17 protein-coding genes are annotated in these 20,126 nt (G+C 70.5%); 5 read left to right on the forward strand and 12 right to left on the reverse strand.

What is annotated here, in order from left to right:
- The first annotated feature begins 22 nt into the window (after positions 1-22).
- The 4 genes from WME79_RS07675 to WME79_RS07690 all read left to right on the forward strand — a co-directional run bounded on the left by WME79_RS07675 (position 23) and on the right by WME79_RS07690 (position 4,286).
- Positions 23-457, forward strand: a complete 435-nt coding sequence (locus WME79_RS07675; protein ID WP_437533910.1) for a GNAT family N-acetyltransferase — start codon at positions 23-25, stop codon at positions 455-457.
- A 473-nt stretch (positions 458-930) separates the two neighbouring features.
- Positions 931-2,460: a sensor histidine kinase gene (locus tag WME79_RS07680; RefSeq protein WP_437533913.1), complete on the forward strand. Its 1,530-nt coding sequence runs from the start codon at positions 931-933 to the stop codon at positions 2,458-2,460.
- A 7-nt stretch (positions 2,461-2,467) separates the two neighbouring features.
- A complete protein-coding gene (locus WME79_RS07685; RefSeq protein WP_437533915.1) occupies positions 2,468-3,586 on the forward strand; it encodes a DUF4185 domain-containing protein in 1,119 nt (372 codons plus the stop codon).
- A gap of 145 nt (positions 3,587-3,731) precedes the next feature.
- Positions 3,732-4,286: a hypothetical protein gene (locus WME79_RS07690; protein ID WP_437533917.1), complete on the forward strand. Its 555-nt coding sequence runs from the start codon at positions 3,732-3,734 to the stop codon at positions 4,284-4,286.
- A gap of 21 nt (positions 4,287-4,307) precedes the next feature.
- Here WME79_RS07690 and WME79_RS07695 read toward each other — a convergent pair whose 3' ends face one another.
- From WME79_RS07695 to WME79_RS07750, 12 genes are all read right to left on the reverse strand, one after another.
- On the reverse strand, positions 4,308-4,883 hold the full coding sequence (locus WME79_RS07695) for a TetR/AcrR family transcriptional regulator (RefSeq protein ID WP_437533919.1): 576 nt from the start codon (positions 4,881-4,883) through the stop codon (positions 4,308-4,310).
- 10 nt (positions 4,884-4,893) lie between these two features.
- A complete protein-coding gene (locus WME79_RS07700; protein ID WP_437533921.1) occupies positions 4,894-5,490 on the reverse strand; it encodes a sugar O-acetyltransferase in 597 nt (198 codons plus the stop codon).
- A 192-nt stretch (positions 5,491-5,682) separates the two neighbouring features.
- The gene (locus tag WME79_RS07705) at positions 5,683-7,611 is read right to left on the reverse strand and encodes a serine hydrolase domain-containing protein (protein WP_437533923.1); all 1,929 of its coding nucleotides are present in this window, start codon (positions 7,609-7,611) and stop codon (positions 5,683-5,685) included.
- Positions 7,612-7,767: 156 nt separating this feature from the next.
- Complete coding sequence (locus tag WME79_RS07710) at positions 7,768-9,336, reverse strand: AbgT family transporter (protein WP_437533925.1); 1,569 nt, start codon at positions 9,334-9,336, stop codon at positions 7,768-7,770.
- A 149-nt stretch (positions 9,337-9,485) separates the two neighbouring features.
- Positions 9,486-10,781, reverse strand: a complete 1,296-nt coding sequence (locus tag WME79_RS07715; RefSeq protein WP_437533927.1) for a DUF58 domain-containing protein — start codon at positions 10,779-10,781, stop codon at positions 9,486-9,488.
- A 5-nt stretch (positions 10,782-10,786) separates the two neighbouring features.
- Positions 10,787-11,752 (reverse strand): AAA family ATPase, encoded by a 966-nt coding sequence (locus WME79_RS07720; RefSeq protein WP_437533929.1) that lies wholly within the window; start codon positions 11,750-11,752, stop codon positions 10,787-10,789.
- The gene (locus WME79_RS07725) at positions 11,749-13,845 is read right to left on the reverse strand and encodes a DUF4350 domain-containing protein (protein WP_437533931.1); all 2,097 of its coding nucleotides are present in this window, start codon (positions 13,843-13,845) and stop codon (positions 11,749-11,751) included. The genes WME79_RS07720 and WME79_RS07725 overlap by 4 nt, the downstream gene beginning before the upstream one ends.
- Positions 13,842-14,639: a hypothetical protein gene (locus WME79_RS07730; RefSeq protein WP_437533933.1), complete on the reverse strand. Its 798-nt coding sequence runs from the start codon at positions 14,637-14,639 to the stop codon at positions 13,842-13,844. The genes WME79_RS07725 and WME79_RS07730 overlap by 4 nt, the downstream gene beginning before the upstream one ends.
- Positions 14,636-15,616, reverse strand: a complete 981-nt coding sequence (locus tag WME79_RS07735) for a stage II sporulation protein M (protein ID WP_437533935.1) — start codon at positions 15,614-15,616, stop codon at positions 14,636-14,638. Before WME79_RS07735 ends, WME79_RS07730 begins: the two co-directional genes overlap by 4 nt.
- Entirely contained in the window at positions 15,613-16,467 is an 855-nt protein-coding gene (locus WME79_RS07740; RefSeq protein ID WP_437533937.1) for an RDD family protein, read from the reverse strand. Before WME79_RS07740 ends, WME79_RS07735 begins: the two co-directional genes overlap by 4 nt.
- A 16-nt stretch (positions 16,468-16,483) precedes the next feature.
- Complete coding sequence (locus WME79_RS07745) at positions 16,484-17,053, reverse strand: RDD family protein (protein WP_437533939.1); 570 nt, start codon at positions 17,051-17,053, stop codon at positions 16,484-16,486.
- Between the two features lie 376 nt (positions 17,054-17,429).
- Positions 17,430-18,275: a PPK2 family polyphosphate kinase gene (locus tag WME79_RS07750; protein ID WP_437533941.1), complete on the reverse strand. Its 846-nt coding sequence runs from the start codon at positions 18,273-18,275 to the stop codon at positions 17,430-17,432.
- A 322-nt stretch (positions 18,276-18,597) separates the two neighbouring features.
- Here WME79_RS07750 and WME79_RS07755 point away from each other — a divergent pair, with 322 nt between their 5' ends.
- Positions 18,598-20,040: a cytochrome P450 gene (locus WME79_RS07755; RefSeq protein WP_437533943.1), complete on the forward strand. Its 1,443-nt coding sequence runs from the start codon at positions 18,598-18,600 to the stop codon at positions 20,038-20,040.
- Positions 20,041-20,126: the final 86 nt, after the last annotated feature.

The following is a 20,126-nucleotide window of genomic DNA, read 5'->3' on the forward strand; positions in this document are numbered from 1 at the left end:
CGAGAGGGCGCACGACGCGGGCATGGCCGGCGACGTCCTCCCGATCCACAGCGATTCGCCGCTCTACGCCGGCGCGCTCCGCCTCCGGCGCGAGGTCTTCGTCGTCGAGCAGTCCGTGCCCGAGGACATCGAGATCGACGAGCTCGACCCCGTCGCGCGGCACTTCGTGGTCCTCGACGGCGGCGAGGTCGTCGCGACGATGCGGATCGTGCCGTACGAGGGCGCGCTCAAGGTGGGGCGCGTGGCCGTCAGGAAAGAGCTACGCGGCGCGGGCCTCGGGCGGCTGCTGATGGAGGAGGCGATCCGCGTCGCCGGCGCAGAGGGCGCGCGCGCGCTGGTCCTGAACGCCCAGGTCGCATCAGCGCCGTTCTATCGCAAGCTCGGCTTCGTCGAGGAGGGGCCGATCTTCGACGAGGCGGGGATCCCGCACACGAAGATGGTCCGGCGGATGGCCTGAGCCCGCGGACGCCGGGCATAGAAGTCCGGCCAGGGATGGCGACGGCCACCTGCGTGCTCGGCGCGCCGCAGCAGGTCGCGACCTCTGCCGCTCCATCCGCGGACGGACGGACCCCGCCGCTTCGCGTGGGTTGCCCCTGTACAGATCGCAGACCCGAAGATGCCAAAAAGACTCGCAGAGCGCAGCGCTGGGAGGCGTGACGAGAAAGCAGCGTGTGCCTCCTAGCGCACGTTGCGCATCGCGGTGTTCGAAGACAATCTCCCTGAGCAATGATGTCGAAAGCGGGCGGGCGAAGCAGCGGATTGGACGGGCCTGGCTGCCCGCGCGGGCTTCCTGATTCACCTCCGCTCGACTGGATTGGGATCATCCCGCGAGCCGCGTGTGCCATCACCGTCGTGACCGCCGGCGCCGTCCTCGTGGGCTGGTGGCTCGATGTTCAGATTCTCAAGAGTGTTCATCCGACATTCGTGACCATGAAGGCGAACACGGCGCTGGCCTTCCTCGCCGCCGCCGCGTCGCTGTGGCTCCGCTGCCGCGCGGGATCGAGCTCGTGGACGCGCCGGCTTTCGCGGGCGTGCGCCGGCGGAGTCGCTGTCGTCGGGCTGCTCACGTTCCTGGAATATGCGCTGAGCCAGCCGCTCCATATCGATCAAATTCTCTTTCGGGAAGGGCCGGGCGCCGTCGGCACACCTCACCTCGGAAGAATGGCTATCACGACGGCCACCTGCTTTTTCCTCGCCGGCTCGGCGCTGTGTCTCCTCGACGCGAAGGCGCGGCGCGTGCGCCGGCTCTTCTTCGCGATGGTCGCGCTGATCGCGTTGCTCGGGCAGCTGGCGGTGCTCGGATATGTGCTCGGGGTAGGGTATCTTTATGGTGTCGGGGCGACGACCGAGATGGCGTTGCATACGGCGCTGCTCTTTCTCGTGCTGTCTGCTGGCGTCCTGTGCGCGCGGCCCGAGCTGAGCGGCGTCGAGCTGTTGATGAGCGCGGGGGCAGGCGGCGCGATGGCACGCCGCCTGATCATCGCCGCGTTCGGCGCGCCGTTCCTCCTCGGCTGGCTGATCGTGAAGGGTCGGAAGCTCGGCCTCTACGATTCGGCGTTCGAGTCGTCGCTCCTCGTCGTCGGCTGCATCGTCCTCATCGTGCGCCACATCTGGAAGAGCGCTGCCGCGTTGGAGTGCATCGATCGGGATCGGGGAAGGGCCGTAGAAGATCGCGGCCGACTCGCTCTCCGTGAGGAGGCCGCCCAGGCTTCCGTCCGAGAGAGAGACGAGTTCCTCTCCATCGCGTCCCATGAGCTCCGAACGCCGATCGCCGCGCTCCAGCTCACGCTGCAGGCGCTGGAGCGCAGGCCTGGCGGCGGCGAGTCAGCGACCCTCCAGCATGACCGCACCGCCCGAGCGGTGGAGGGAAGCCTTCGACAGGTCGCGCGGCTGACGCGGCTCGTCGATCAGCTGCTCGATCTGTCGCGCATCGAGGCGGGTCGTCTCGAGCTCGATCCGGAGAGGGTCAATCTCGCCGAGGTGGTGCGTCAGGCCGTCGAGCCCCTCCGGGTGGTGCTGGCGCAGGCGGGTTGCTCGCTGTCTCTGCGCGTCGAGCGCGAGATCTTCGGTTGCTGGGATGCGCTGCGGATCGAGCAGGTCGTGACGAACCTCGTGTCCAATGCGCTGAAGTATGGTGCGAACGCCCCCGTCGAGATCAGCGTACAGCGGCGCGGGGACGTGGCCGTGATCGCGGTGCGCGATCACGGAATCGGCATCGCCCCCGAGAACACGGCGCGGATCTTCGAGCGGTTCGAGCGCGCTGTCTCGTCGCGCGACTACGCCGGGGTGGGCATCGGTCTCTTCATCGCCAGGCAGATCGTCGAGGCTCACGGCGGCTCGATCCGGGTCGAGAGCGCGCTCGGCATGGGTTCAACCTTCGTCGTCGAGCTGCCCATCGAGCACGTGGTGGAGCCGTTGAAGGCAACGCGATGCACTGCGCCGTCCGCTGTCGTGCGATGATGGCGTCATGCGCTCCGTACGCCGATCCATCGCGCTCTCTCGTTCTGTCCCCATCGTCATCGTGCATCTGGTCCTCGCGGCGTGTGGCGGGGAGCCGGGGCCAGGCGTCGAGTCTGCAGAGGAGATCGGCGTCATCGAAAAGAGCTCGTGGATCGAAGGGCGAGACGGTGGGGACAGCGCTGTCGCGTGGGGCAAGTCGGTCTGGGTCTACGGCGACACCGTTCTCACGGCGGCCGACGAGGCCGGGACGAACTGGCACCATAACTCGTTCGACATCTCGGACGATCTCGACGCGTCCGACGGCATCGGTGGCTTCTCATCGCCGGCCGACGGCGTGGGGGCGCCGGGGTATTTCATCGCGCCCACCGCGGACGAGCAGGCGTTCAACGACGCTCACGCCGGCGAGGACTGCGCCGAGGCGCCGTGCGGCGCCCGCTGGGCCGTGTGGCCCGGGGCGCCGGTGTTCGATGCGGCGCGCGACCGCGCTTTGATCCCGTATGGCCTCATCTACGCGGAGCCGGGCGACTTCAACTTCCGCGGCGTGGGCCAGTCGTTCGCGATCTGGGAGGGCCTCGACGAGGCGCCGGAGCGGCCGATCGTGGACGCGAGCGCGGAGCACCCCGATCTGCTCTTCGGGGAAGGGGATCCAGGCTGGGGTGCCGCGCTGGTCGCCCACGGCGACGACCTGTACACCTTCGCGTGCGACGGCAGCCTGTCCAAGCCGTGCAGCCTCGCGCGCGTGCCGCTCGAGACGCCCCTCGACCGAGGCGCCTTTCGCTACTTCGACGGCGACGGCTGGAGCGACGACGCGGGGGATGCCGCAGAGCTGTTCGACGGCGCGCCCATCATGTCCGTCTCGTACTGTGAGCACCTCGGGGCATGGCTCGCGGTTTACTCGCCCCCGCTCGACCACCGGATCGTGGCGCGCACCGCCCCGGACCTCACCGGTCCATGGTCGGACGAGGCCACCCTCTATACGGCCCCCGAGGAGCGCGCGCCGTACGACTCGGTTCACCACGCAGAGTACGAGGAGGACGGCGGCCGGGTGCAGTACATCACGTACTCGAGGCCGACGAGCGGCTGGTTCGGGTCGGAGTTCGCGCTCGTCCGCGTCGTGCTGAAGTGACGGGCGGGCGCTCGCCGCCGCTCGTCGCCCCCTGCCGCAGGCGGCCGAACGGATGCGGCGCGACGCGCGTTCTGCTCTGCATGACGAGGTTGGCGATGCCGTCTACGTTCGGTTAGCGATCGACCTACTCTCGGAGGGGATGACCATGACGGCAAGAGCTTGGCTGGTGGCGCTCGCGATGTTCACGGTTGCCGGGTGCGGGAGCGACGGGGGAGAGACAGGGAGCGCGACGTGCACGGGTGCAGGATGTGCGTGCAGCGGGTTCGACTGTGAGTGCGTGGCGGGCGCCGATTGCAAGACCGAGTGCGGCTCGACGTCGTGCTCGCTCGACTGCACGACGGACGCCAAGTGCAACGGCAGCAGCGAAGGCGCGCTCACGCTCCAGTGCATCGACACGAGCGAGTGCAAGGGCAACGGCGGCGACGGCAGCGTGATCACATGCACGGAGGAGTCGAACTGCGACCTGAAGGCGGACGCTGGCTCCACCGCGGTCTGTCGAGATCAGGCCACGTGCAAGTTCAACCTGGGTCCCGGCGCCACGATCCGGTGTGAGGACGAGAGCCACTGCGATCTCAAGTGCGACGTCGATTGTGTCGCGACGTGCGCCGAGACGGCGGAGTGCAAGGTGAGCTGCGGCGCTGACAGCACGCCCGGCGTGACGTGTCCAGACGGACGGCTGGTCTGCGGCGTGGACTGCTGAGGAGCAATCTCCTTCGGGAGCTCATCGGGTGAAGCGGCGGATGGCGTGCCGGATCTGCTCTGGCGCCATGGGATCCGTCGATAACGCGCTGTGCAGCACGAGGCCTTCGATCAGCGCGTCGAGCTCCCGCGCGGTCACCGGGTCGAAGTGGATCTCCAGCGCGCGCCGGCTCCGCAGCATCCAGGCCTGGGTGACGGCGCGCAGCGCGGGCCTCCGGGCGGCGGCGACGTAGAGCTCGACGCTGAGCACCAGGTCGCGCTCGGAGCCGAGCAGGGCCGTGGTGAGGTGCTCGACAAGGAGCTCGACCGCGGCCTCGCGATCGCACGCGGCGCGCATCTGCTCCTCGAAGCGGGTGGCCACGTCGTCCGCGTGCCGGGTGAACGCCGCGGCGAGCAGCTCGTCGATCGAGGCGAAGTGGTACGTGGTCGAGCCGAGCGGCACGTCGGCGGCCCGGGCGATCGAGCGGTGTGACGCGCCGGCGACGCCCTGCTCGGCGATCACGTCGAGCGCGGTCGCCAGGAGCCGCTCCCGGCGCCCTGGGTCGTGGCGGCGGGCCCGCCGCGCGGGGGCGGCGCGCTTCGCCCTGGCAGCGCTCATCGCGCCTCCGTCAGCCTCGCGCCTCGCCCGGCGCCTGCGCGGCCCCCGCGGCGCCAGCGACGCCTAGCGCGCGGATCACGCGGGCGGGGTTCCCGACCGCGATCACGTTGGCCGGCAGGTCGCGCGTCACGACGGAGCCCGCGCCGACCACGGTGTTGTCGCCGATCGTCACCCCCGGAAGCACGATGGCGCCGCCGCCGAGCCACACGTTGTTCCCGATCGTGATGGGCTTCGCGGCCTCCCATTTCTGCCGCCGGGGCTCGGGCTCCACCGGGTGGGTCGGCGTGAGCAGCTGCACGTTCGGGCCGATCTGCACGTCGTCGCCGATCGTGATCGGCGCGACGTCGAGCGCGACAAGCCCGAAGTTCGCGAAGCAACGCGCCCCGATGGTGATGCGCGAACCGTAGTCCACGTAGAAGGGCGGGCGGATCTCGGTGCCCTCGCCGATCGCGCCGAGCAGCTGCTCCAGCAAGCGGCGGCGCAGCGGGCGCTGCCGGGGCGACGTCGCGTTGTACGCCGCCATGAGATCCAGCGCAGCCGCGCTCTGCTCGGCGATCTCGGGATCGTCGGCGATGTAGAGGTCGCCAGCGAGCATGCGCTCGCGCATGGACCGGGGATCGTGAGGGGTCGACATATGGACGAGTGTACACTCGATAGGAACTGGTGTCCACATCGGCGGCCGGAAAGGACGCGTCAGGGCTCCGGTGCCGCCCGTGCCCTGCGCCTCGACGCTCACGGCGGCGGGTCTCCAGGCCCTCCCGGGCGGTCTCGGCGCTCCTGGTCGGCTGGCTGCTCCCCGTCAGAGCCAGCAGGTGGCATCCGGGGCGTGCGGTGCGTAACCCGAGAGGCTGACGATCTTGTCGGCCTCGTTGAGGCCGACGAGCAACTCCATCGGTCCCCTCGTGCAGGCGAGCTTCAAGCGCAGCGCTCTGGTCTGGGTCGACAGCGGCGCGTGCTCGATCTCGATCACGCCATCCTCGAGCTCGCAGAAGCCATGATCCGCTTCGAGTTGATGCAGCAGCCTGACGGTGGGCACGACGTCCGCGCTCGGCGAGATCCACTCGCTGCTGCGATCGCTGAGCCCGTGGCCGACGGCACCCGCGAGGACCGCGGCCGTCCCGCGCGTCTCCTCGTCGAGCGGAAACTGCTGCCGCCAGAGCAGCGCCTGCACGCGCGGTGGAGTCGTCGGCGCAAGCATCACCTCGAACTCGATGGCGCCGCGTTTGCAGGTCGAGCGCCAGCCACCGTGAGAGCCGTTGTACGCCTCGATCGGCGTCCTCGAGCGACAGGCCCCATGGTCGCGCGCGAGCGCCTCGAACTTCGCGGGCAGATCGGCGTTCCAGCTGTACATGGCGCTCTGTGGATCGAACGCAGCCTGGAATACCCCAGGGTTCCAGGAGTCGAGCAGGTGGTCGATCGCCGTCCTGGCCGCCTCCAGCGCTGGCGTGGGCTGAAGGACGGGAGGGGTCAAGACCCCTCCGGCGCGCAGGACCTCGAACACCGCGGCGTTTGAGCTCTTGCCGACCGCCGCCGTTGTCGAGAGCACGAACAGCGCGACCCGCTCCCTGGGCAGCAGCATGACGGTCGCAAAGTAGCCAGGCTCGAAGCCGCCGTGCTGCACCCGGCCCTCTTCGGTGCACGTCGTGACGTTCGTCCATCCAAACCCGTAGTTGCTCGCAGAGAGTCGCAGCCCGCCGACGGCGCGCCGGAGCACGGGCGCGTCCTTGTCGCTGTTGCGGCTCCAGCGCTGCCCGGCGTGCATCTCCCGGAGCGTGCTGCGGCGCACCGGGCCGGCCTCGGCGTCGTCGCGCGGCGGGTAGGCCATCACGTTGAACGCGACGTAGCGCGCGTAGTCATGGAGCGAGGTGTAGAGGCCCCCGGCCGGGGCAAAGACGCCATCGGAAGGCCGGGGCTCTGGCACCAGCGCGCCTTTCTCGCGCCGGTAGCCGATGGCGAGGCGCGCGGGCGGTACGTCGGAGGCCTCCCAGACCGTCGCGTTCATCCCCAGCGGGCGGAGCACGTTGGCCGTGACGTAGTCGCGGAATTTCACGCCCGACGCGCGCTCGACGACCTTGCCGAGCAGCGCCCAGCCCAGGTTCGAGTAAGCGTACTTGGTGCCGGGCACGCTCGAGAACCGGACCCCCGCGCGCAGCACCTCGTTGAGCTGCTGATCGCTCTGCCCGAATGTCACAGCGCCCCATAGATCGTCGTAGGCCAGGCCCGCGGCGTTGGTCAGCAGCAAGCGCGGCGTGATCGGCGGGGAATCCGCCGTCGGGGGCACGAGCAGCGAGAGCTCCGGGACGTAGCGCTCCGCCGGCGCATCCAGCGACAGCTTGCCCTCGTCGCGCAGCTTCAACACCGAGAGCGCGGTGAAGCTCTTGCTGAGCGAGCCGATCCGAAACACCGAATCGGCGTCGACGGGCGCCCCGGAAGCGACATCGCGCACGCCGAGGGCCTGCTGATACACGAGCTCACCGTCGACAAGGATGCCCGCCGCGAGCGCGGTCGCCCCCGTCTCCTCGAGCTTGGTACGGAACAGCTCGTCAAGATCGCCGGCGAGGGCGACCAGCCGCGCCTTGCGTTGCGGGTCGGCGGTCCCGGGCTCGAAGGCTTGAACCGCGGGCGCTGGAGGCGGCGCCGGGGAAACGGCCGAGATGGGGTTGCTCGTCCCGCAGCCGAGGAGCGCGATCGCAGCCAGCCAGCTTGCACCTACCTTGCGAACGACCATGCTGCGATGTTCCATCAAACCACGTCCACAGGACAAGCCGGTGAGCGGTCGCGAACGGCTTCTCAGGAGGGTGGCTGGGATCGGCACGATCCGGCGCGAAGCGGAGTTCGATTCCCTGCCAGTCCCCCTGGTGTGCAGCCGCCCCGGAGAGGTCTGTCAGGGGTAGACATACGGCGCGTCCAGCCCGAGCGGGAGCCCGAGTTGCCAGTACGCGAGGAGGAACAGCGTCCACGCGACGAGGAAGGTCACCGAGTAAGGGACCATCAGCGCGACGAGCGTGCCGATCCCCGTGCCTTTCACGTACTTCTGGCAGAAGACCACCACGAGCGGGAAATACACCATCAGGGGCGAGATGATGTTCGTTGTCGAGTCCCCGATCCGGTACGCCGCCTGCGTGAGCTCCGGTGAGATGCCGATCGACATGAGCATGGGCACGAGGATCGGGGCGAGCAGCGCCCATTTCGCCGACGCGGACCCGATGATGATGTCGGTGATCGCCGTGAGCAGGATGACGCCCACGATGGTCACCGAGCTCGGGAGCGCCATCGCCTGCAGCCCCGCGGCGCCCTTCAGCGCGAGGAGCGCGCCGAGGTTCGAGCGGTTGAAGAGGGAGATGAACTGCGCGGCGAAGAAGGCCATGACCAGGTAATAAGCCATCGTGCTCATCGTCTTGCTCATGCCGTCGATGACGTCGCGGTGGCTCGTGAACGTGCCGGCCGCGTAGCCGTAGACGAGCCCCGGGATGAGGAAGAAGAGGAAGATGAGCGGCACGATCGCGCCCATGAGCGGCGCGCCGCTGACCGTGAGCTGCCCGCTCGGCGCGCGCAGCGGCGACGAGGCCGGCACGCTCGCCGCGACCAGCAGCGCGAGGCTTGCCGCCATCGACGCGAGGGCCAGCCACAGCGCGCGCGCCTCGCGCGGCGCGAGCGCCGCCGTCATGCGCTGCTCCGCCTCGGGCGCGACGTCCACGGGCGTCCGGGCGACGCGCGGCTCGATCACGCGGTCGGTGATGTACCAACCGGCCGCGACGATCACGAGGCAGGAGGCGCTGCAGAAGAACCAGTTGCAGAGCGGGTTCACCGTGCGCTTCGGGTCGAGGATGCTCGCGCCGGCCTGGGTGAGGCCCTGCAGCAGCGGGTCGAGGCTCGACGGGATGAAGTTCGCGCTGAAGCCGCCCGACACGCCCGCGAACGCCGCGGAGATGCCCGCGAGCGGGTGCCGGCCGGCGGCCTGGAAGATGACGCCGCCGAGCGGGATGACGAGCACATACCCTGCGTCTGCGGCGGTGTGGCTCGCGATGGCCACGACGATCAGCATCGGCGTGAGCAGCACCCTCGGCGTGACCGCGAGGACCTTCTTCAGGCCGGCGTTGATGAACCCCGAGCGCTCGGCGATGCCGACCCCGAGCAGGGCCACGAGCACCACGCCGAGCGGCGGGAAGCTCGTGAAGGTCTGCACCATGGTCGCGAGGAACTCCGTGATCGCCTTGCCCGAGAGCTGGCTGTGGATCACGAGCGGCTGCTTCGTGCGCGGGTCGATCTCGCTGAACTGGAGCGTCGCGAGCCCCGCGGAGAGGACCACGACCACCGCGGCCAGCAGGACGAAGAGCACCGCCGGATCAGGCAGCTTGTTGCCTGCGCGCTCCAGCGCGTCGAGGACGCGGCTCGCCCCGCGGAGCTCGGCGCGGGGCAGGGGAAGGGACTGCTCGGGTTGCTCGCTGGACATGCGCTTATCTTAAAGCGATCACCCCGCGGAGCGTGACGCGTTGAGCCGTGATCGGCTGCTCGGGCCGACGCCGGTGTGCTTGTGCAGGAGCAATGGATCAGCAGCGATTGCTGCTGGAGCAGCAATGGGCGCCAGGGCCGCAGCGCAGATCAGAGCAAATGGCGCGCTTTGATCTCGAGATACCGGTTGATGAGCTGCCCGGTGAGCTGGCCGGGCGCGACGTCGAGCACCAGCGCGCCCTGCTTCTTGAGGTCGCGCACGAGCCGATCGCGGAAGCTCGAGAGCTCGGCGGCGGCGCCGCGGGTGTAGGGGTCGACGTCGCCGCCCTCGACCAGCGCGTCGATCTCCACGTCCCGCAGCAGCACCATGAGCGGCAGGTGGCGCGGCATCACCCCGCGCATCAGGCGGAGCAGCTCGCTCGCGGCGACGTCGTCGACGACCTGGGTGAAGAGCACGATCAGGCTCCGCTTGCGCACGCGCAGGCCCACGTGCTGGAACGCGGAGCCGTAGTTGGTCTCGACGAGCTCGGGGTAGAGGTCATACCCCGCGGAGAGCACGTGCTTGGCCGCGCCCGCGCCGCTCACCGGGGGCGCGTAGCTCTTGATGCCGTCGGAGAAGGCGAGCAGGCCAACGCGGTCGCCGCCGCGCGCGGCGACGTGCGAGAGCATCAAGGTCGCGTTGAGCGCGTGATCGAAGAGCGAGAGCCCCTGCGTCTGCGCGGTCATCAGGCGGCCCGCGTCGAGGAGGAAGACGAGGTTCTGGTTGCTCTCGAGCTGGTACTCGCGGCTGATGATCTTCTTCTGCCGCGCCGTCGCCTTCCAGTCGATGGAGCGGAACTCGTCGCCGCGGCGGTACTCGCGCAGGCGCTCGAACTCGCTCTCGCCGCCGCGCTTGCGCGAGGCGCGCAGCGCCGCCGGATCGCGATCCTGGCGCGCCATGAGCTCGAAGGTGCGCACCGCCTGCACGTCGGGGTACACCTTGACCGGCGTCTCCGCCGGCACCGTGACCTGCCGGATCCAGAGGCCGAACGGGGAGAGGTAGCGCACGTGGTGATCGCCGATCGTGTGCGCGCCGCGGCGGGTGGGGCGCACGTGGTAGCGGGCGGCCGCGCGCTCCCTGGGCGGGAGCTCGAGCTTCACGGGCAGGTCGTCGCTCTCGGCGTGATCGAAGAGATCGTCGGCGACCTCGATCGCGAGCTTTCGGCGGGAGAGCGAGCGGATCTCGAGCGTGATCAGGTTGGGGCGCCCGATGGAGAGCACCGCGGGGGCGTGGCGCTTCACCGTCACCAGCGGCTTCCGCGCGAGGAGCGCGTCGATCGCGGCCCAGAGCGCGATGCCCGCGTCCGCGGCGAGCATGGGCAGGAGCAGCGTGCGATCGACGAGCGTCGCCACCGCGAGCCCGAGGGGCACGATCGCGAGCAGCACGAGGGCGCGCGAGGGGATCATCGCGATCAGGCCGCCGTCTTCGGCACCTTGGCCTCGCGGAGGATGTCGTCGACGCAGTCGTCGGCGCTCACGCCCTCGATCTCGGCGTCGGGGTGCAGGATGAGCCGGTGGCGCAGGATCGCGGGCGCGAGCGCCTTCACGTCGTCGGGGATGACGTACTCGCGGCCCTCGCTCGCGGCCATGGCGCGCGCGACAGCGAGCAGGCCGATCGACGCGCGCGGCGAGGCGCCGAGGTAGACCGAGCGGTGCACGCGGCTCCGGCCGACGATGTCGGCGATGTACTCGATGATGCCGTCGTCCACGCGGATCCGCGCGAGCCCCTCGCGCATCTCCACGAGCTCGGCGGCGGTGGCGACGCGCTGGATCTCGAAGCGATCGAGGCGCGCCGCGTGGAAGCCGTTGACGTGGTTCTTGAGGATGAGCTTCTCGACCGCCTGCGAGGGGTGCTTGACGTTGACCTGGATCAAGAAGCGGTCGAGCTGCGCCTCGGGGAGCGGGTACGTGCCCTGCGACTCGATGGGGTTCTGCGTGGCGATGACGAAGAACGGATCTGGCAGCGCGCGCGTGATGCCGTCGGAGGTGACCGCGAGGTCCTGCATCGCCTCGAGCAGCGCGCTCTGCGTCTTGGCGGGCGCGCGGTTGATCTCGTCGGCGAGGAGGAGCTGCGTGAAGATCGGCCCCTCGTGGAAGACGAAGCGGTCTTCCTTCTGGTTGAAGACGTTGCCGCCGGTGACGTCGCTCGGCATCAGATCGGGCGTGAACTGGATGCGCTTGAACGTCGCGCCGAGCACGTGCGCGAGGGTGCGCACGAGCAGCGTCTTGCCGAGGCCGGGCACGCCCTCGATGAGCACATGACCGCCGGCGAGGACGGCGACGAGCGTGTGAAGGATGAGCTCTTCCTGGCCGAGGAGCACCTTGCCGGCCTCGCGTCGGAGGAGATCGAAGCGATCGCGGAATTCAATCGGGTTCATGTCGTCTTTCGATCGGAGGTTCGCTGACCGGTCGCGTTGAGGAAGCCCTGGAGCTCGCGCACGAGCTCGAGATCGGCGGCGGCGCCGTCGCGCGAGCGGGGCGAGGGCCGCGCGCCGCGCGCGCTCGGCGGCGCGCGGAGCGACGAGGCGGGCGCGGCCTCGTCGCGGGCGCCGGAGGCCTCGACCAGCGCGCGCATCACCTCGCTCTCGGGGCGGCCGGTGCGCGCGGCGATCGCCTCGGCGAGCGGGATGAGGCCCCGCCGGCCGGACCGGTGCACGCGCTCGCGCAGGCGATCGAGCGCCCAGCTCGCGTAGAGGCCCGCGGCGTGGCGCGACGCGCGCGCGCGCCGGTAGGCGAGGCCGAGCGCGCGCGCGTGATCGGCGAAGGCGCGGCGGCCCGCGGGGGGCGGATCGCGGAGGCGCGCGAAGGCGCTGCCCTTCCAGAGGTAGAGCAGCGCGAGGAGCAGGAAGAGCTGCGCGATCACGGGCCAGAGGCGCGCCTCGCGCACGGCCGCGAAGGGCGTCTCGGCGCCGACGCCTGTCCACTCGTCGACGATCTCGACCTCGGCCGCGGGGGGCGAGAACCGGAGCAGATCGAGGAAGAGCTGAGCGTTGTCGGGGGCCGCGAGCGAGACGTTCGACACGAGGCGATCGTCCGCGACGACGACGACCTTGCCCTGGCCGAGGCGGCGGACGACGCCCGCGGTCGAGGACGATTCGCCCCGGAGGATCATGAAGAGGTCGTCGGGCTCGTCGCCGTTCACGTCGACCAGGCGCTTGCCGGGCGGGAGCGAGGCGCGGAGCCCGCGCGACCAGTCCGCGGCGAGCGCCGTCGACGTCTCGGCGTCCTCGGCCACGCGCAGGCCGAGCCCGACCTCGTCGGGCACGCGCGGAAGGCCGGCGAGGAAGAGCGTGCCGCCCTTGTCGCTCACCCACGCGAAGAGGTCCTTCCACGTCGCGTCGTCGATCGTCGCGCCCGGCAGCACCACCAGCGCGAGCGCGCGATCCGGCGCCTTGAGCGCCTCGCCCCGGCGCCGCGCCTTGACGCCCTGCGTGCCGAGCACCTCGAGCACCGCCTGGGTGCCCGAGGGCGACCGATCGCCGCCGCCCTCGTCGCCGCCGCCGGCGTGCGGGGTGCAGGAGATGACAGAGATGAAGGAGAGCGCGGCGGAGAGGCCGAACACGGCGAGCGCGAGCGAGAGCGCGCGGCTCACGAGCGGGACCACGCGGTCCATCACCGCGCGGAAGAGCGGCTCGGAGGGCGGGGTGACGCCGAACTGCACGCCCTCCACGTCGCGCACGATCGATCTCATCGCGCCGTTGAGATCGGGCCGTTCGCGCAGGCTGCGCACGTAGTCGCCGTTGGTGCGGGAGGGGTGGATCTCGATGAGACCATCCCCGTCGAGGCGGCGCAGGAGCGCGGCGTACGCGTCGTCGATCGCGCGCGCGTAGTCGCCGCGCGCCGCGTGGCTGCGCGCGCGCGCGAGCAGGCGCTGCACGTCGGTCTCGATCTCGCGCTTCGCCGTCTCCTCCGGCGTGGGGCCGCGCGCGGGCGCCTTCTCCTCCGCGGCCTCTTGGGCGGGCGCGCGATCGCGGAGCAGGTTCTTCACCAGCGCGTGGATCACCCCCCCGAAGAAGACCACCAGCAGGCCGATGAGGAGCACCGACGCGACGACGCTCATCCCCGAGAGATCGACGCGCATCTCGGGCGCGGGGCGGCGGCGCTCGTCCTCGCTCGGGCCGCGATCGGCCGGCGCGTCGCTCGCGGGATGTTTGCCGGACGCGTCGCGGCCGCCGCGGCCGCCGCGGCGGGACGCGATCGATCGCGAGAGCTCGACCGCGGGCAGCTTGCACGCGGCGGGGAGCTTGGGGCACACGTCGCTCGATCCGGAGATGATCGGGCACCACGCGTGCTCTTCGGGCGTGAGCGGGTAGTCGTCCTCGTGGCAGAAGCGGTAGCGATCGTCCTCGAGGACGTCGCGCACGCTCCAGTGAACGTTCTTCTCCACGCCCTCTGCCCAGGCGTCTCGCGCGAGCGGCGCGCCCGCGGAGAGCGCGAAGACGGCGAGGAAGAGGCGCGCGCGGCGGCTCACGCGGCGGCCCTCTTCTCGCCTTCGCGCGCGGCGATCGCGAGGAAGCGGAGCTGGATGTCCCAGCCGTCGGCGCGCGTGCGCGCGTCGATGTAGTGGAGGAAGCGCGCGGTCGCGACGTACGGGATGCCGGCGAAGAAGCCCGCGAGCGCGAAGGGCGAGCCGCCGTCGTCGAGGAGCGCGCCGAACGGCTTGCCGAGCTGGAGGATCGCGTCGACGAGCGACTGGCCTAGCAGCTCCACCGTGAGCGCGATGCCGGCCTGCGCGAGGAGCAGCGCGATCAGCGCGCCCAGGACCGCGGCGACGCGGCCGGTCACGAAGCGGCTGCTGCGCTGGATGGCGTCGCCGGCGGGCGCGGCCTCGAGCAAGCTGGCCTCGTGCACGAAGACGAGGCGCGGCCAGGCGAGGGGGAGGCCGAGGAGCAGCGGGAGCGCGGCGGCGGCGAGCAGGAGGCGGCTCAAGAAGAGCATCCACAGGTACGAGGAAAGGCGCGCCCTGAAGAGGCGGAGCACCTGGCCCGCGCTGAGCTCCTCCGAGAAGAGCAGGCGCCCGACCGCGACGGTGAACACGCCCTGCGCGACGCCGCCCAGCGCGATCGCGACGCCCCACACCTCGGGCCACGACCAGCCCGCCGCGTACCGTAGCGCGAGGCAGCCGGCGAGCATCGGGAGGAAGAGGATCGCCGAGAGCCGCGCGTAGAGGCCGAACGCGCGCGACATGGAGAGGCGGCAGGCGAGATCGAGGATCTCGGAGAGCGGGCGCGGGCGCAGCACGATCGCGGAGGCGCCGAGGTTCATCGCGAGGCCTCCTTCGCGGAGCGACCCGCGAGCGCCAGGTAGAGGACGATGAGCAGCGAGAAGACGCCCGAGGCCGCCCACTTCACCGGCGGGGGGAGCCCAGAGGGGGACCAGAAGCCCTCGATCCCCGCGGCGATCAGCAGCATCGCCGCCGCGCCGAGGATCTGGCGCACGATGGACGGCGCCGCGCGGCGCAGGGAGCCGACGCGCGTGCGGCCGCGCGTCTCGACGAGCGCGTAGCCCATCTCGAGCCCTGCGCCGCCGGCGATCACGATCGCGGTGAGCTCGAAGGGCGCGTGGCTGCACATGAACGTCCAGATGTTGCCGCCGTGGCCCACGCTCATCACGTGGCCGACGACGGTGCCGGTGAAGAGGCCGTTGTAGATGAGGAAGAAGATGCTGCCCGCGCCGAAGAGCACGCCGGTGGCGAAGCAGCGGAAGGCGATGCCGACGTTGTTGAAGACGTAGAACCCCGCCATGCCCGTGTCGGTGCCCGCGTCGCGCCCGTTGAGGCCCTCGCTGTACGTCTGGGCCATGCCCTGGAGCACCGGGCCCGGGAGCACGTGGGTGGCGAACTCGTCGGAGGCGAGCGCGCCAGCGATGCCGACGAGCGAGGGGAGGAAGAAGAGCGCGCAGGCGATCGCGAAGAAGCGGCCGTTCTTGCGCAACGCGCGCGGGAAATCGCGGGTGAAGAGGGAGACGATGTCGGGGAGGCGGAAGGGCTCCGCGCCGTAGAGCGTCGCGTGCGCGCGCGCGGCGAGCGCGTCGAGGTACGCGGTGAGATCGGGCGTGTAGCGCGCCGCGCGCGCGCGCATCAGATCGGTGCAGAGCGAGCGGTAGAGCGCGGCGAGGCGCGAGATGGCGGCGCCGTCCTTCTTCGCGAGCGACTCGCCGTCGTGGAGGAGGAGGCGATCGAGCTCCTGCCAGTCGGGCCTGCGGGCAGCGACGAACTCGTCCTGGGAGCGGGCGCTGATCACGCGCTCACCTCCTTCTTGCGGCCGGGCCTTGGGCCGCTCGCGGCCCCATCCTGACCGCCGCGGTGCGCGTGCGCGCGGTAGTGGAGGACGCCGAGGAAGCGCGTCGCGTCCTTGTAGCGAACGCCCATGCGCCGCGCCAACGCGGGCGCGACCATCTCGGCGAGCTCGTTGGCGCGCGCGGGCGAGAGGCGATCGAGGCGGCGGAGGAAGAGCTCGATGGCGTCGAGCTCCTCGCCGGAGAGCGGGAGGCGCGCGGGCAGGCTCGCGAGCTCCGCGGGGCTCGGCGCAGGTCGGAGGACGAGCGGGCCGGCGACCGTGTGGCGCGCCTCGACGATCACGAGGGTGCCGCCCACGAGATCGCCGAGGCGGCGGAAGCGCGGATCACGGCCCATGACGGTGAGGCCGACCGCGTACGTGCCGAGGAACGAGAACGGATCGATGAAGGGGGGGAGGAGATCCGCGGCGCGCAGCAGGTTGCGCAGCAGGCTGTCCCCGAAGCGGAGCGGCTGGCCGCCGTCGGTGACGACGCGCAGCGAGAGAGCGTGCTTGCCGGGCGTGCGGCCGCTCCAGAGGGTCTCGAAGAAGACGTAATACCCCCACTCGATCGCGAAGAGGACCAGCAGCACGAAGCCCGTCGACGCGCCGCGCAGCGCTGGCCCCACGGCGATGCCGCCGACCGCGGCGAGCATCCCGACCGCGAAGACGATGACGCCGCGCAGCACCAGATCGATGAGGTACGCCAGCGCGCGCCGCGCCGGGCCCGCGACCTGGTGGCGGAACCGCACGTGCTCCGGCGTCTCGATCTCGGCGCTCGTGTCGAGCGGCTCGTGGAGCGTCTCGCGGTGGATCATGCGGCGAGGAGCGCGATCAGGAGCCCGCCTTGGGCGCGGCGAGGACGACCTTGGTACCGGCGATGCGATCGTGCATGCAGCGGCGGTCATCGCTGAAGATCATGAGGCCGTCGACCAGGTTGACGATCGCGTTGAGCACCTGGCCGACGACGGGGATGAGGCCGGGGAGCGCGATGAGCCAGTTGCGGACGACGACGCCGGACATGAAGTCGACGCGCGAGCCATCCGCCTTGATGATCTTGATCCCCGTCCACTTCTTCCCGAGCGTCTGCCCGCGCGTGACGATGAGGTACCACTGGTAGATGACGAGCGGGAGCGGGCCGAGGAGCGCGCCGGCGCCGATGATCAGGTAGACATTCCACTCGTCCGTCGCGACGCCATCGATCGCGTTGGTGCCGATGAAGAGGACCATGACGGGGAGCGCGGACCCGACGAGCAGCAGGTTGTCGAGGATCCGCGCGCCGAGCCGCGTGCCACGCTCGGCGAGGATGTGCTCATCCGGCTCGTCCTCGCCATAGGAGCCCGCGTTGTCGGTCGTCGGTGCAGCGTACGGGTTGTACTCGTGCCTGGGATCGTCGAACTGCATGCCCCCTCCTCCTCGCCGGAATTGCATCACCCGAGCGACAGCGCGTCAATTGGCCGAGCCGCTCGGCCTCACACGGCGCGCGCGCGGCGGCGCCCGGCCACCGCCTCCCTGAAAGGCGAGCACCGTCGGCGAGCCGAGAGCCGTTCCCCCCGGAGGTCACCGTGGACGACCTCCTGACTCCACAGCGTGGGGTCACGTGTTGAGATCGTCGACGAGTACAACGGTCGTCGAACGGCCCCGCCGGCTGGAGGGAAATCAATTGTCCATGCAACCACGGAATCCCTCGCGTGGGCTCCGTGCCATGGCATCAGGGGCCCACGCTGGTCGCAGCGCGCGACTTGCGTTCTGCGCTAGAGCGGATATCGGTCGGGCGCGCTCACCCCTTGTTCCGCCCACCCCGCGACCTCCGGTACTCGTCGAGCTCCTCGCGGCCCGCCTTCCCGTTCCGCTCGAGCGTCTTCAGCCAGCCATCGCGGTATTCCCGCATCGTCTCCGCCACGGTCTCGGCGACGACGAGGTTGCGGTACCACTTCGCGTCGGCCGGCACGATGCACCAGGGCGCGTGCTTGGACGAGCAGCGCCGGAAGACCTCGTCGTAAGCCTCGGTGTACTCGTCCCAGTGCTCCCGCTCTTTCCAGTCGTTCACGTTGAGCTTCCACGCGGTCGACGGGTTCTCCTCGCGCTCCAGCAGCCTCTCCTCCTGCTCCTTCTTGCTGATGTGCAGGAAGAACTTGATCACGATGGTCCCGTGCTCGGCGAGCAGCTCCTCGAAGTCGTTGATGTGACCGTAGCGCTCCCCCCACAGCGACTTGGGCGCGAGGTCGTGAACGCGCACGACGAGCACATCCTCGTAGTGAGAGCGGTTGAAGATGGCGAACTCCCCCGCCCGCGGCGCCTGCCGGTGGATACGCCACAAGAAGTCGTGTTCCCGCTCCTCCTTCGTGGGCACGCCGAACGAGCTCACCGTGACGCCGCGCGGGTTCAGCGCGCCGACGACGTTCTTGATGGCCCCGTCCTTGCCGGCCGCGTCGCGGCCCTGAAGCACGATGAGGATGCTGTGCGTCCTCGCTCCCCACATGAGCTCCTGCAGCTCGAGCAGCTCGTCGCCGAGCTTCTTGAGCCGCTCCGCTGCCTCCTGCTTCGTCGCGTCCCGATGCGGATCGGTCGAGACGTCATCGAGGCGAAACTTCGAATCAGGCTTCGTGAGTCGCGTGATGGGCATGCCCGCGAGCCTACACGATCCCGCAGCGTCGCCGTCGCCGGAGTGACGCGCGACGTCACGACGCCGCGGCGGCGACGAGCAGCTCGGCACGGACGAGCGGGCGCCAGAGTGGAGGCGAATGCGACAATCACCTTCATGCTCGGCGAGCCAGAGCGATGGCAGAGCGATGGCAGAACGATGGCAGAACGATGCCTGGAACGCGCGTTCAGCGCGCGGGCGCCGCCTGGATGTTTTCGTTGAGCGAGGGAGCGGAGCGAACCTATCCTGAAGAATGGGATTCCGCGCGACGAACCGCCGCACACCGCCTGACGAGGCCCACCGGATGCGATCTGCCGGCGGGGCGATTCCAACGCTGCCGTCGGGGAACCTGCTCGGTCACTACGCCGAGTTTCGCCGCAATCCGCTGACGGTCCTCTCGCGCCTGGCGGCGATCGGACCGATAGGGCGGATCCGGCTCGGACATCGATTCCTGCACCTTGTGAACGATCCCGAAGGGGTGCGTCAGGTATTGCTCGACGGATCGGACAGCTTCGTTCGGGGCGCGGGCAGCCCCGACGTGCTGCGGCCGTTCATCGGCAGCGGCGTGCTGACCGAGAACGGCGCGGCCTGGAAGCAGCACCGACGGGACCTGCAGCAGCCGCTCGTCAGCGCCATGCAGGACAGGCACGCGCAGGCGGCTGCAGAGATCGCAGCGCGCGAGCTTCCGCGGTGGCGGGAGCGCGCGGACGCCTCGTCCACCCTTCCGATCTCGCTCGAGATGATGAAGCTGACCTACCGCGTGACCACGCGGGTGTTCTTCGGCATCGAGACCGACGAGCGGGAGGCCAGCGAGTTCGTCGATCTGTTCTGGAGCGCGCAGGTCGATGTCTTCCAGATCCTCGCGAACGGCGTCCTGTCGCTCCGTCATCTGCCGACCCGCGGCAACCAGAGGGCCCGCTCCGCCAGCGCGGCGCTGCGCAGGATCGCCGCGCGGCTCGCGCGCGGCGCGGTCGACACGGCGGGGAACGGCTACATGGCGCGCGTCCGAGCGTCGGCCGCCGGCCACGAGCAGCGGCTTCAGGGCTGCCCTTACCATCGGCTGCGCGGCAGCGCGCCGGACGCCGCGCGCGCGCAGGTCGTTGACCAGGTCATGGGCGTCCTCGTCGCGGCGCCCGAGAACCCGTCGAACACGCTCACCTGGTGCCTGCTCCTCCTCGCCGCGCATCCGGACGTCGAGGCGCGCCTGCGGGCCGAGGTCGACCGGGTGCTCGGCGGGCGCGCTCCGACCTCGGCGGATCTTCGCGAGCTCGAGTACTGCACGCAGGTGTTGCAAGAGACGATGCGGCTCTACCCGGGCGCCTGGGCGTTCGAGCGGGAGTGCAAAGAGGAGCGCGAGGTCCTCGGCCATCGACTGCCGCGGGGCGCGGTGATCGTGGTCTCGCCCTACCTTCTCCATCGCCGCGCGGACCTGTGGCCCGACCCCGAGCGGTTCGACCCGGATCGCTTCGCGCCCTCGCGCGTCGACGCCATTCCCAGGCATGCATTCCTGCCCTTCGGGCTCGGCCCCCGGCGCTGCGTCGGAGAGCGCTTCGCGCTCGTCGAGATGCAGATCCTGTTGCCGATGCTGCTCCAGCGCTATCGCTTCGAGCGGGCGCCGGGCGCTCCCACGGATCCCCAACCGCTCTTCACGCTGCGCCCGCGGGATGGCCTGCGCCTGCGCGTATCGGCGCTCGCCGACCGCGCGCCGCTGAAGCCGCCTGTGGTCACGGAGGCGCTCGCCGGCTAGAGCACCGAGCGCGTTCGAGTCCCGAGGAAATCAACAGAAGGCAAGAGAAACCGCAAGGGGCGCAAGGGGCGCAAGGGGAAGGCAAG

This window comes from Sorangium sp. So ce726 (genome assembly GCF_051521405.1).
Taxonomy (GTDB): Bacteria; Myxococcota_A; Polyangia; order Polyangiales; family Polyangiaceae; genus Sorangium.